11 protein-coding genes are annotated in these 12,683 nt (G+C 44.9%); 5 read left to right on the top strand and 6 right to left on the bottom strand.

The window, feature by feature from the left end; translation table 11 throughout:
- On the top strand, positions 1–401 hold a 401-nt coding region (locus E5S67_RS17185), incomplete at its 5' end, for a DUF3226 domain-containing protein (RefSeq protein WP_339382893.1).
- Positions 402–481: 80 nt separating this feature from the next.
- Here E5S67_RS17185 and E5S67_RS17180 read toward each other — a convergent pair.
- The 5 genes from E5S67_RS17180 to E5S67_RS17160 all read right to left on the bottom strand — a co-directional run bounded on the left by E5S67_RS17180 (position 482) and on the right by E5S67_RS17160 (position 4,632).
- Positions 482–679 carry a hypothetical protein gene (locus E5S67_RS17180; protein WP_246276832.1) on the bottom strand — a complete coding sequence of 66 codons (198 nt, stop codon included), beginning with the start codon at positions 677–679 and terminating at the stop codon, positions 482–484.
- Positions 676–2,508 carry a mechanosensitive ion channel family protein gene (locus tag E5S67_RS17175; protein ID WP_216670527.1) on the bottom strand — a complete coding sequence of 611 codons (1,833 nt, stop codon included), beginning with the start codon at positions 2,506–2,508 and terminating at the stop codon, positions 676–678. Before E5S67_RS17175 ends, E5S67_RS17180 begins: the two co-directional genes overlap by 4 nt.
- A 64-nt stretch (positions 2,509–2,572) precedes the next feature.
- Positions 2,573–2,887 (bottom strand): PrsW family intramembrane metalloprotease, encoded by a 315-nt coding sequence (locus E5S67_RS17170; RefSeq protein WP_172189302.1) that lies wholly within the window; start codon positions 2,885–2,887, stop codon positions 2,573–2,575.
- A 379-nt stretch (positions 2,888–3,266) separates the two neighbouring features.
- Complete coding sequence (locus E5S67_RS17165) at positions 3,267–3,893, bottom strand: hypothetical protein (RefSeq protein WP_172189300.1); 627 nt, start codon at positions 3,891–3,893, stop codon at positions 3,267–3,269.
- 505 nt (positions 3,894–4,398) lie between these two features.
- The gene (locus E5S67_RS17160; RefSeq protein ID WP_172189298.1) at positions 4,399–4,632 is read right to left on the bottom strand and encodes a hypothetical protein; all 234 of its coding nucleotides are present in this window, start codon (positions 4,630–4,632) and stop codon (positions 4,399–4,401) included.
- Positions 4,633–4,649: 17 nt separating this feature from the next.
- Between E5S67_RS17160 and E5S67_RS32515 the strand changes: the two genes are divergently transcribed.
- Positions 4,650–4,985: a ribbon-helix-helix domain-containing protein gene (locus E5S67_RS32515; protein WP_216670526.1), complete on the top strand. Its 336-nt coding sequence runs from the start codon at positions 4,650–4,652 to the stop codon at positions 4,983–4,985.
- Between the two features lie 87 nt (positions 4,986–5,072).
- Here E5S67_RS32515 and E5S67_RS17150 read toward each other — a convergent pair whose 3' ends face one another.
- Positions 5,073–6,551, bottom strand: coding sequence for a glycosyltransferase family 87 protein (locus E5S67_RS17150; protein WP_172189294.1), 1,479 nt, complete (start codon positions 6,549–6,551; stop codon positions 5,073–5,075).
- A gap of 303 nt (positions 6,552–6,854) precedes the next feature.
- Between E5S67_RS17150 and E5S67_RS17145 the strand changes: the two genes are divergently transcribed.
- The 3 genes from E5S67_RS17145 to E5S67_RS17135 form a co-directional block, all read left to right on the top strand.
- Entirely contained in the window at positions 6,855–8,045 is a 1,191-nt protein-coding gene (locus E5S67_RS17145; protein ID WP_172189292.1) for a M20 family metallopeptidase, read from the top strand.
- Positions 8,046–8,176: 131 nt separating this feature from the next.
- The gene (locus E5S67_RS17140) at positions 8,177–9,556 is read left to right on the top strand and encodes a P-loop NTPase fold protein (RefSeq protein WP_172189290.1); all 1,380 of its coding nucleotides are present in this window, start codon (positions 8,177–8,179) and stop codon (positions 9,554–9,556) included.
- A gap of 4 nt (positions 9,557–9,560) precedes the next feature.
- On the top strand, positions 9,561–12,683 hold a 3,123-nt coding region (locus E5S67_RS17135; protein WP_479686978.1), incomplete at its 3' end, for an nSTAND1 domain-containing NTPase.

The raw sequence follows: 12,683 nt of genomic DNA, 5'->3' as shown, positions 1-12,683 counted from the left end.
GACAATGGGGAATCTCTACTGTCATATCACACTATGATAAACACTTCTCTCTAATAGTAACTTACTCGATCCTTTCCTTCAGGGCACTACCAGATAACGCTTCGCCCGGTGTTTTGGATACTTTGCTGTGTGAGTGCGGACAGATAGCTTATCCCGCGTACATGGAGAAAGCTAGTTCTTATCTAGATGAGTTTTCTGAGAAAGAGAGGAAATCTTTAAAATGGAAAAATTTCGATCGGGAAAAAGCTTTAGTTGCTACTGTTGTCAGTGTTCTCAAACCTGGGAAGACTAATACAACAAGTATTGCTGATAATAATTGGGTGAGCGAACAGACGCAACAGCAGGTTCCGGCTTTGGCAAATTTTCTTGAGTTTTTGAGCCAACTTTTGGAATTGAGTTAAGGGACGATCGCACTTTTTTAATTCGTGCGATCGCCCTCAAAGATTACTCTTTCCAGTAACGGGTTAAGATCCGAATCGCCTCACCCGCTAGAGGCGACGGTAGAGGCGGGTTCCATTCCCCAAATAAAAGCAAAACCTAAAACCTCCAGCAGATTGACGATGCTTTCTACGCCTTTGGGAAGGCCACAAATCAGCAAGCGGATCGGTTTTTTGCCCGTCGGTACATTGGGAATTTCTTCGCGCAGCAGTTGGGGAACGGACTTTGGCGGTGATATCATAAAGTTTCCTCCTGAATATGGGAGTTCAAGCCCATGTTATAAGTAATAGATTGTGGTTTACCGATCCGAATGTTGTTTGCTTCAAATGCTTGACGCACCCGTAAACGGAACTCGCGTCCAACACTCCACTGTTGCATCGGTGCTGTTTTAAGCCAAACGCGCACTAGCATTCCAGTGTGAGAGAGGTCATCAATGCCCAATACTTCGGGTGGTTCGGGTAGACGATCGCACCAATCAGGTTCCTGATACATCTGCTGCGAGACTTGGCGCAACACATCGAGAACTTGTTTGGGGTCATTGTCATAGTCCACCACAATGGAAAAATCAACTCTTGACCAGAGGCGAGTTAAATTGCAGACATTTGCGATCGCACTGTTGGGAATTGTAATGAGTTGACCTTCATTATTACGGAGTTGAGTCACTCGCAGGTTAAGATTTTCGACCAAACCACCCTTGTTATCAATCTGAATCACATCTCCCAGGGCAAATTGATCTTCGATCAAAATCAAGCAACCGTTGACCAGATCTTTAATCAAGCTTTGAGAACCAAAAGAAATTGCTAACCCAACGATCGCACCTCCTGCCACAATCGAACTGGTCGGAACATTAAACAGACCCAGTGTCCAAATAATTCCGCTGATTACCAAAACAAAGGTGGCGAGTCCTTTTAGGGCTTCAGCAATGGTGGTACTTCTTAGGGCAATGCGTTGTGCTTCTGGGAGTGAGATGAGTGGATTGACTTTCCAGGAATGCAACAAGCGATCGATTAAACTTTTGCTGATGCGGATTGCTAAACTAATGCCAAACCAGATCGCAATCAATGTCAGGGGTGTTGACCAGACGTAAACACTCCATCGCATTAACAAGGGGATAATTGAGATGATGCGTGCAATGCCGACGTACCACATCAAAATGAAAATCCAGAACAGCGCCCATTTGAGAAATTTGTCAATGTCTAAGCGACGCTTCACGCTGAATTGATGTTGCAGGGTTGCCAGAAAGTGCGATCGCACATCTGCAATCTCTCTCGCTTCGGTTTCTTCTCCTGCAATCGTCTCTGATGAAATACTGGGTGCTGACTGATGCGCTTTTTTCGCTTCTGCATTCGCCAAGGACACACGATTAGTAGAGGCAGTTAATTGCTCTTGATACTGGCTCTCCAGAGTTTTTTGTCTGCGGGTCAAAATTCGTCGCAGAAACCAAATTACAGCACTGGCAATCAGCAATCCCAGTAAGATCTGCAATGCCTGCCCCAATCGTTGTCGAACGGCTTCTGGTGTCGTTAACTGCTTGAACCGAGCGACTTCATCTTGAAGAATCGTTTGCCATGCCTGAGTTAATTCGTCGAGGGTTTTACCGTTAAAGTCAGCATCTGGTTCTGTCAACGTCACGAATCGGATCGGGCGAGAAGATCGATCGTCACTAATTTGGATAATGGGTCGATTATTGAGTGTAGCGATCCTCACAATTGGTGTTTTTTTAGCAGAGTAGGTTCGATAGAAAACCCGCCACAGCCGCTCATTCACGTCCTGTGCCCGAACTTCCACCGGAAGAGAGCCATCTGGGATTTTGTCTCGATTAAAAATTGTAGGAGAGGTCACTTCAAACAATTCTTTACCGTCCAGCGGTGATTTGATTGAAGCTGTTTCATATTCTCCGTGGCGGCTGACCTCAGATGGAGGATTGAAGGAATTATTCGCAGCACCAGATGGTAGGGAAGGCACTTGACTCTGGGCGATCGCACCCCAACTTATCACCAGCGCGATCGTCATCAGGCTAATTAGCACAAACCGGATTGTGAGACGAAGGAATCGATTAAACGGGAACATATTTGTCGGGACGTGATTGAGCAACCTGATATTGAAGCTAGGCTCACCCTTAAGAAGAATACCGTCAATTGTTTGGTAACGGTGAGAAGAGGGAAGTCAACAAGACACTAACATCGCAATCGCACCAGTTCGTCTCGCCAAGAGGCAACCAACGCAGTCGAGCATTCGCGCCAAAAATTGCCTGGACATCGGGATGCAATTTCACAAAGCTGGCTACAGCATTGAGTATGTAAATGTTAAACGGGAGAGCTAACCCGGTGGCAATTAGAGCGCCCCACAACACCGCGATCGAGTAAAGCCAACTCGATTCTGGTTCTCGGCGATCGAGAAACCACAAAATTGCCAGGGTAATCAGCGTCAGTAAGATCGTCCCTGCCATAGCGATAAAAAAGATCTGGAGACCCACTGGGGGAAGACCTGAGAATTCCCTTATAAAGGATGACGTGCTAATGGCAATTAATACAGCCAAAACAATGAGGATAAACACAGCTTTGCGGGGGCGGCTTAAGGGCGAACCATAGAAAAGTCTGGCTCTGTTAGCTAACGACATAGGCACCTCATGATTATCGAAAGAAAGGGCATCGAAGGCAGGGGTAACGTTGGTGGACTAAGCGACGCTGACTGGCGATCGCTCATGCAAACACACTAAACCGACTTGCTAGAATTAGTTTGGCAAGTCGGGGTTCGACGAGGGGGGAACCGTAGAGAATTTTGTCGGTGTCTGTTAGCAGTTAACTGCTCCTTCTGTCAGATAGCAACTACTTCTGACAATCCGCTGAACCACCTGTGTAAACGATCGACTGGTAGCGCCCTTCATCCGTTCGGATTGTTACGCAATAGTTGGTTCTGCCTTCGAGCCAATAGGTGTAACCCCCTTCATCAGCCTTAACAAAGCGATAACCCCGTTGTCTGACTGCGTTTTCTGCCTGTCCTGCCCTTGCCCCCACTAAATCGCGCAACTGAGGGACGGTAGTACCCGCATCAGGCTGAGAACGAGCAGCAGAACCCCCACTATTTGTATTACCTGAGTTTTGTCTATCGGGAGCCGTATCCCAATAGACAAAAATTGATTCAGTGGCGAGGCGATAAATCTGTCCGCGCTCGCCCAATCCGGCTTGCCGATAGGCTGGTCGCCCATTTCGATCGCGATAGTTCCCCGGTTGATTGCCCACAGGGGTCAAGTCATAGCGCTTACCATTTTCCAATTGAATCCCAACTGCGCCCTGCCGTTGAGAAAAGGTACAGGGACTGGAAGACACGGTGCGATCTTCTCCTTTGGGATACACATCGCAACGGGCATTCACCGTATCGGCTTTGACAGATACGGTAAAACCCACAGAAGCGATCGTCACTGTTACTGCTAAAAGCGAATTGGCAAGCTTCATGAATACAAATCCCTTGAGTATGACAGACAACGAAAATGATATTTGATGTGCATCCGCTAGATATGTTTGTTAATGACTATTTAATAGTTCTACTACTTGTGTAATGTGCATCATCTGCGAGTTGACCTTTATCAAAGTATCGCGGTATGTACTCCGAGTCAACCCGCAAGGTTAAAATAAATGGTGTAGCAGGTCAAAAAAAGGTACAATAGGGCGGTAATAGCACAAACAACAGCCTTGCCAGCAAAACTCCCCAGAATAGTTGTATATCTTCTAGAAGAAGTTAAAGCAGACCTAGAACGGTTGCCCTTCCTCGCATTATCGGCCAGTCTCAAATATGGTGCTGGCATTAATTCAAGAAGCTGTCGATCGAGCTAAATCTGAGGGTATAATTCCCAGCGACGATCGATCGCAGCAACAGAAAAGCGACAGCAACGAACAAGACTGATTTTGGATGAAAAAAGGACGATCGCACTTTTTCAATTCATACGATCGCCCTCAAAGATTACTCTTTCCAGTAACGGGTTAAAATCCGAATCACCTCACCCGCTATCGGCGATGGTAGAGGCGGGCTCCATTCCCCAACTTCTGCAAAACCTAAAACGTGCAACAGATTAACGATACTTTCTACCGCTTTGGGAACGCCACACAACAGCAAACGAATCGGTTGCTTACCTTGAGGTACATCAGGAATTTCTTCCCGGAGCAGTTCGGGAACTGATTTTGGCGGTGATATCATAGAGTTTCCTCCTAAATATGGGAGTTCAAGCCCCCACCGAACGATTGCGAGTCTGGCCGGTGGGGGTTTTGTGTTTGACTAATTACACGGTATCACACCGAGTGACACTATGCAAGAGGCGTACAAAGAAAGTACGATCGATGTATGAAGTAAATTCCCAGTTGCCTAACTTGCCAGCAAAAAACCTAAAACGAGTCACCAGCTACGTTCCTCCAAACGCCTATAACGTCTTGGAAGATTGGGCCAAGAAAGAAGACCGGACAGTCAGCAATCTCGTAAGTCGGATTGTCTCTGAAGCTGTAGATGCTTACTTGGCTAAAAAAACTACAGAAGATGAACCCAGCAGCAATTAACCTTTGATCTCTACGCTGATGAGTCATTCTCAACTGCCAACCTGTCAGGCCGTTTATTTTGTGTTGGAGTTGGGTTTTGTTTTTCCTCTAACCCGAAACCCGATCCAAAGGGTCAAATTCAGCAACCTGTTTTTGACCAAGAGATGTAATTGCTAAGACTAAAACACTTAACGTAAGACCTAAAATCGCATAACTCGGTAGTGAAAAAATAGTTACTTTAAACAAATAAGGCAATTCCCCGCCCTTCCAGTTCCACTGCTTTCCTAGAAACACCAACAGCCCGCCATGAATCACAGCGGTTTGCACCATGACACAGCCAACCCCCAATAACCAAACCGACATTCTTTGCCTAGAAAAGGCACAATTTTTAATCTGAAAGCATAAATCATTCAGCAAAAAAACCACCGCCGGCGCTAACATCACAGAACTGGTTGGCTGAGAATAATTGATAGCAATACTCAAAGTAGAAATTAGCACCATTTCAGATAAGTCAACTTTTTTTGACCAAGCATTGCGAGATTGTTTTTTGTAAAAATACCAACTCACTAAACCAACTAGCAACAGAATTATCAAGTTAGAAAATAGCTTCGCCACGAAGGGACTATCGGGGAAAAATCTCGGCCCCATAACCCTTAAATCAAGGCGACTCATAGAAATATAAGCATTATTCGATGGATCGTTGAGCCAGAGTGGAAATCCACGAGTCGCATCCTGTATAAATCCTGTTAAAGAATTGCCCGTTACAGCTAGACCTATAACTGCCAAACAAGTTACCGTGACTAGAGATATAAAAACTAGCTGAAACCGTCTTTTGATTAAAAAATAAGGAATAAACAATATAACTAAGGTTGGTTTAAAAAGGGCAACTCCTAATAAAAGTCCGGCAATTACATCCTGATTTTTTCTAGCATAAATAAACATCCATAACAGCAGAACGGCAATAAAAGTTGCCACATTGCCAACTTGAAGATCGAAGACAAAACCGTAGAGGAATGCAACTGATATACTACAAATAGTCCGAAAAGCTCGTGAGTGCGACTCCAACAAGATATTCGCTCCCCATAAAACAAAACCTGTGGCAATAAGATGCAGCCAAGTCCAGATTGTGAATGCAGTCTTCATCGGGAAATAGCCCAAAAACCACAGCGAAGGAATAATGTTAGGTGGATAAACAAAAGATGGAATAAACCCGCACACTTTTGTGATGCTACAGAAACCGCTGTTAAACACCTCGACATTAAAGGGACTCAAATGCTGATGGGCTAATCTACTCGCTACATAAAACCACTTAAAATCCCAGTAAGGCGGATCTGGCCGATTAGTCAGATTGTAAACCAACCAACCGGTATAAGTGAGAAATCGGGTGAGAACTAATACAATAACTGCTTGCAAAATAAAGTTAACGATAGGTTGACTAAAAAACTGAGTCAACCTTTGGATCGAAGGATGTTTTAAAAACAAAGAATCTTGCCATGCTGTTTTTTCGCTATCTAATCGCCAATTAAATTTTAGAAACAAAGCAATTATAATGAGAATAATTACATTCCATAAGCCCAAGCTAATCATAGGGAAGAATTTTAATAAATTTACTCTTTGATGATATCACAACCAGAAAAACTCAACTAAAAATCAGCATTTGAACCTAGAATATAGACTTTTGTTCCGGGTTTTTGCCTCACTCTCTTTTATCTCTTTTCTCTGCGCCCTCTGCGCCCTCTGCGGTTAGAAAAAGAAATCTTATTCACAAACAAAATAGCATTGCCATCTAAAAGCCCGATCGCACTTTTGTCCCTTGTAACCCTGTTCACCCCCAAACATATGCGTTAACCTAGTTGACTACAGCTTGTACCGCACTCCCCAACTAAATTCATGCTTCCCCGCATCAAAGAATTAGCCGCCACCCTAGCACCCCGCTTAATCGAAATTCGCCGCCACATTCACTCCCACCCCGAACTCAGCGGCCAAGAATATCAAACCGCAGCCTATGTAACCGGAGTTCTCGCTTCCAGCGGAGTCCGGGCGATCGAAGGAATCGGCAAAACAGGAGTGATCGGCGAACTCAAAGGCCACAGCAGCGAGTCCCGCTGGCTGGCAATTCGCACCGATATGGACGCTTTGCCGATTCAAGAACGCACTAACTTAGAATTTGCCTCCCGCAACGAGGGAGTCATGCACGCCTGCGGCCACGACATCCACACCACAGTCGGTTTGGGCGCAGCCATGATATTGTCTCAGCTAGAGGAAAAATTGCCCGGTCACGTCCGCTTCTTGTTTCAGCCGGCAGAAGAGATTGCCCAAGGTGCTCAATGGATGATTAAAGATGGGGCGATGCAAGACGTTGACGGCATCCTCGGAGTGCACGTTTTCCCGACCATTCCCGGCGGTTGCGTCGGTATCCGCCACGGGGCCCTGACGGCGGCAGCAGATGACATAGAATTGATTGTGATGGGCGAATCCGGCCACGGTGCGCGTCCCCACGAGGCGATCGACGCAATTTGGATTGCTTCTCAGATAATTACCACTTTGCAGCAGGCAATTAGCCGCACGCAAAATCCTTTGAGGCCACTGGTTTTGACGATCGGGCAAATTAACGGCGGGCGAGCGCCGAACGTAATTGCCGATCGAGTAAAATTGCTGGGAACCGTGCGATCGCTGCATCCGGAAACCCACGAAAAACTGCCGGCTTGGATCGAACAAATTGTTTCCAGCGTCTGCGCGACTTACGGCGCTAAGTACGAACTCACCTACAAGCGCGGCGTGCCCGGAGTCCAAAACGACCCAAAACTCACGCAATTACTCGAAACTGCGGCTTTAGAAGCTTTAGGTCGATCGCGCGTCCAGATTTTACCAGAACCATCCCTCGGCGCGGAAGATTTTTCGATGTACTTAGAACACGCACCGGGAACTATGTTTCGCTTAGGAGTGGGACTGACTGACAAACCGAACTATCCCCTCCATCACCCGCAATTTGAGGTTGATGAAGCCTCCATTGTGACCGGCGCTGTCACCTTAGCCTATGCCGCCTACCAATATTGGAAACAGCATCCAGGTTCACACTAATAGTCTTCGACGTATGGGTGGTCAGCTAACTAACCGTAGAGTGCTTAGCGGGAAAAATTTTTAGTCTCTGGTAAAAACATTCAGCCCTGACCCACCCTACAATAACTACAAAAACTAATTTAGAAAATTTTATGCGCCTAGATTTCGATAAATTCTGGAATGCCTGCAACCCCAGTGAGTCCCTAAAATTAGGCCATGCCGAAGATCTGCGGTATTACATTGATTTTTCTGAGGTGCGTGGCGGGAAAATTATTAACGTATTCAAACGGACAATTACCCGTTCGTCATCAGATAAACCGACTTGCCAATTATTTACCGGACATATTGGTTGCGGCAAGTCTACTGAATTATCGCGACTGCAAAAAGAGTTGACAGATGAGGGTTTTCATGTAGTTTACTTCGAGTCAACAGAAGACCTCGATGAAATGGATCTCGATTTGACAGATATCATGTTGGCGATCGCGCGGCGAGTCACCCAAAGCTTGGAAGAGGGCAACATTTCCTTGCAGCCCCAGGGTTTTAAAGAATTCTTAAAAAACAGTTGGAATTTTTTACAGACTCCTGTGACTTTAGAAGCTGAAGGAGAACTTTTTGGCAACAAATTCAAGGGCAATACAGACGGAAATCTGGAAGTTTCTCTGCCTTTAGGTATTGCCAAAATTACTGCCAAAACCAAAAGTAATCCCGACTTGCGATCTAAACTGAGACAGTACATGGAACCGCAAGCTAATAAAATGTTAGAACTGATTAATCAAGAAATTATTGATGTAGCAATTAATCAGTTAAAGCAGCGGGGTCAAAAAGGATTGGTGGTGATTGTTGACAACTTAGACCGGATAGTTTCTCAATCCAATGCCTCGGGGCGGCTGTTGCCAGAATATATCTTTATTGACCGGGGCGATCAGTTGCGGAAACTGAATTGCCATTTAGTTTATACACTGCCACTGGGATTGATTTTTGGCAATGAAAGTGAAATTTTGAAAAATCGATTGGGAGGGGGAGTTGGCCCGCAAGTTTTGCCAATGGTACCAGTAAAGAAGAGAGACGGCAGCGAATGTGTTGAGGGGATGAATTTGTTGCGGCGCATGGTGATGTCACGGGCTTTTCCCGATGTGCCAACCGAGGAACATATCACATTAATTACCGAAGTTTTTGACACTCCTGAAACTTTAGATGAATTGTGTCGTGTCAGCGGAGGGCATCTGCGAAACTTGATGGGGATGCTGTTTGGTTGCTTGCAGCAAGATGACCCTCCAATTTCGCAAAATGTGTTGAAATCAGTGATTCGCAGTTCCCGCGACACTCTGAAGAATGGCATTGATAATGATCGGTGGGAATTACTGTTTAAGGTGGTGAAAGAACAAAGCATTAATGGAGATAAAGAATACCAAGATTTGCTGCGAAACCTGTGGGTTTTTGAATATGTAGACACTCAAGGAAATTGGTTTGCGTTGAATCCGCTGTTGATGGAAACTGACAAATTTAAGCTGTGGGAGCAGCAAAATTATTGAAATTATGATCAACTCAAATCTAGCAGAAGATAGTGCAGCAGAAAATGAGCGATCGCTCTCTACATTGGTACGGACGATCGCCCGCTTTCAAGGAAAGTTTTCTTTAACTATAGTGCGCTGCAATTATGCTAGCTTGCGTTCTGCAATGCTGGAAAAGCTGCGCGATCGCTCGACAGTTGAATATCAAGAATTAGTACTTGAGCCTGCCACTAAAATACTTCATCAAACTATTCTCAATGCCGTCCAGCAGCAACCACCGAAAGCTTTAATAGTTGTGGGCATAGAATCGGTGGTTGCTCTTGATGACCTGTTAGCGGGGGCTAATAGAGCGCGAGATCAATTCAAGCAAGATTTTGTTTTTCCGTTGATATTATGGGTGACGGATTCCGTACTGTCTAAATTCAGTCGATCGGCGAATGATTTGAAGTCTTGGGCTCCTCCTCCCATTAAGTTTACCATGCCGCCCGATGATTTGATGAATTTGTTACAACAACAAACCAGTCAAGCTTTTGCTGATGTTGATAATTTCAAATTAGATGACTGGGAAATGGAGTCGCTGGCGAATGATTTGCTAAATGCAGCATTAGACCAGGAATTGCAAGCTAGTTGGCAATTTATTCAGGGTTTAGTTGAATTTCATAAAAATCAAATAGATATAGATTTAGCACTCGAATATTATCACCAAAGTTTGACATTTTGGCAGCAAAATCGCCACTTAGAAAGACAAGGAATTGTCTGCCAGAAAATTGCTCAAGCTTACAACCGCAAAGCTGAATTGCACCGGGCAGGCAATCAAGCTTATTGGCAAGAAGCTAGAAAGTATTTACAGCAATCTCTGGAGAGTTTTGAGCAAGTGCAGCGACACGATTTAGCTGCGAAATGTATTAGCGAACTTGGCGAAGTGCTGCGGCGTTTAGCAGCTTGGGAAGAGTTGCAAACTTTAGCTAAAAAAGCTTTAGAAATGCACGAAATTTACGGCACTCCGAGTCAAGTAGCTGAAGATTACGGCTTTTTGGCTGAGGTGGCGCTGCAACAATCTCAGTGGGAAAAAGCTTGCGAATCGGCTAAATTAGCATTGTCGGTTTTGGCACAAGCAGGAATAAATAAAAAAGAGACTGGTTTGTATCTGCTACTTTTGGCAAAAGGGCAGCGAAATCTTATCCCCTGTTCGACAGTTAACACCCCCCAGCCCCCCCTGGCTAAGGGGGGGAGTGACTCTGTATTTTCCCCTCTTGAGATTATAGAAACTCTAACACAAGCGAAAGTAATTACCCAGCCTCAAGATGATGTGCAGCTTTATCTGAGGATTTTAGAAGAGTTGAGAACTATCTATTTTGAGCAAGGCGAATATTTAAAAGCCTTTGATATCAAACTCGAGCAACAAGCAGTTAAAAGCAAATATGGATTGCAAGCTTTTATCGGTGCCGGTCGCTTGCAGCCTCCGCAACAAATAATTGATATCGGTTTAGAATCAGGTCAATCACAAGCTGAAATTGTTGAAGAAATTGCAGCCGCTTCCGGGCGGGCGCAGGATATTAAACGGATAATTCAACGGATAGGTACACCTGCTTGCAAGCTGACAATTATTCACGGACAGTCGGGAGTAGGAAAAAGTTCGATTATTCAAGCGGGATTAGTTCCAGCCCTGCAAGTTACCACTTTTGAAGCGCGGGACGTATTGCCTGTTTTATTGCAGTCTTATCACGATTGGGCGAGGGATTGCGGTCAGCGTTTGCGATCGGGAATTGAAAAAATAAAAGGTGAGAGTTTATCTAGTCCTATTGACACGCCGGCAGCTATTCTGGAACAGTTGCGACTGAATCAAAATCGCAATTTATTGACGGTACTAATCTTTGACCAGTTTGAGGAATTTTTCTTTGCTTATCAAGATCAAACTAGCAGGAGAGAGTTCTATGATTTTTTGGCTGAATGTTTAAATAAGGTTGCTGAACTAAAAATTATCCTATCGCTGCGGGAAGATTATCTTTTCTACTTGTTAGAATGGAACCGCGCGAGCAATTTGTCAATTATTGATAACGACATTCTTAATAAAAAAATCTGCTATTACTTGGGTAAATTTTCGATTCCCGATGCGAAAGTTGTTCTCCAAACCTTAACAAAACGCTCTCAACTTGACTTATCCGAAGATTTGGTAAACGCGCTGGTAGAAGATTTAGCAGGTGAAGTGCGCGAAGTGCGGCCGATTGAGTTGCAAATTGTGGGAACGCAACTAGAAAAACGGCAGATTACTCGACTGGGTGAATATCAGCAACTAGGCAGTCAGGCTAAGGTCAAACTGGTTGAGGGATTTTTAGCAGAAGTTATCGCCGACTGCGGCCAGGAGAATAAAGATATTGCCGAACTTGTCTTGTACTTGCTGACAGATGAAAACAACACCCGTCCTCAGAAAACTCGGGCTGAGTTACCAGCAGATTTAGGAACAGATTCAAAAAGATTAGAGTTAGTTATCGAGATTGTCGTTAAATCTGGATTGGTGTTAGAAGTGCCAGCAACTCCGATTGAACGTTACCAACTTGTCCACGATTATTTAGTGCCTTTTATCCGCAAACAGCGCGGTGCGGAATTACTAGAATTACGTGGAAAACTCAAGCAAACTGAAGCCGAAAAGCAAATATTAGCCGAGGCGCGGCTGCAAGCAGAAGAGTTGTTAGGAACAGCACAGAAATTGACAAAATTAGAGAGATCGGCAAGTAATGCTTTGAGACTGTTTGAGTTCCACAATAACCAAATAGATGCTTTAATCTCAGCCGTGAAGACTGGCAAAGAACTGAAAGCTACAGTCAAAGACGTTCGTTCCCTTACAGATTATCCGATATCTACTCCCCAGATTGCCCTCAACCAGATTCTCGACAACATCCGAGAACAAAATCGGTTGAAAGGAGATCAAGGTTCGGTATCGAGTGTCAGTTTTAGTCCTGACGGCAAATACATCGCTACGGCATCAGCGGACAATACAGCCCGGTTGTGGGATTTAACAGGCAAGCTGATACAAGAATTTAAAGGACATCAGGAGGGGGTATCGAGTGTCAGTTTTAGTCCTGACGGCAAATACATCGCTACGGCATCAGCGGACAATACAGCCCGGTTGTGGGATTTAACAGGCAAG

This window comes from Microcoleus asticus IPMA8, assembly GCF_013179805.1.
Taxonomy (GTDB): Bacteria; Cyanobacteriota; Cyanobacteriia; order Cyanobacteriales; family Microcoleaceae; genus Microcoleus; species Microcoleus asticus.
This window is presented reverse-complemented; position numbering and strand designations above follow the sequence as displayed.

What these genes read in the sequence shown, in the direction of transcription:
- E5S67_RS17180 (WP_246276832.1), bottom strand. Translation starts at nt 679, where the DNA reads ATGATATCACCGCCAAAGTCCGTTCCCCAACTGCTGCGCGAAGAAATT.
- E5S67_RS17175 (WP_216670527.1), bottom strand. Translation starts at nt 2,508, where the DNA reads ATGTTCCCGTTTAATCGATTCCTTCGTCTCACAATCCGGTTTGTGCTA.
- E5S67_RS17170 (WP_172189302.1), bottom strand. Translation starts at nt 2,887, where the DNA reads ATGGCAGGGACGATCTTACTGACGCTGATTACCCTGGCAATTTTGTGG.
- E5S67_RS17165 (WP_172189300.1), bottom strand. Translation starts at nt 3,893, where the DNA reads ATGAAGCTTGCCAATTCGCTTTTAGCAGTAACAGTGACGATCGCTTCT.
- E5S67_RS17160 (WP_172189298.1), bottom strand. Translation starts at nt 4,632, where the DNA reads ATGATATCACCGCCAAAATCAGTTCCCGAACTGCTCCGGGAAGAAATT.
- E5S67_RS32515 (WP_216670526.1), top strand. Translation starts at nt 4,650, where the DNA reads ATGGGAGTTCAAGCCCCCACCGAACGATTGCGAGTCTGGCCGGTGGGG.
- E5S67_RS17150 (WP_172189294.1), bottom strand. Translation starts at nt 6,551, where the DNA reads ATGATTAGCTTGGGCTTATGGAATGTAATTATTCTCATTATAATTGCT.
- E5S67_RS17145 (WP_172189292.1), top strand. Translation starts at nt 6,855, where the DNA reads ATGCTTCCCCGCATCAAAGAATTAGCCGCCACCCTAGCACCCCGCTTA.
- E5S67_RS17140 (WP_172189290.1), top strand. Translation starts at nt 8,177, where the DNA reads ATGCGCCTAGATTTCGATAAATTCTGGAATGCCTGCAACCCCAGTGAG.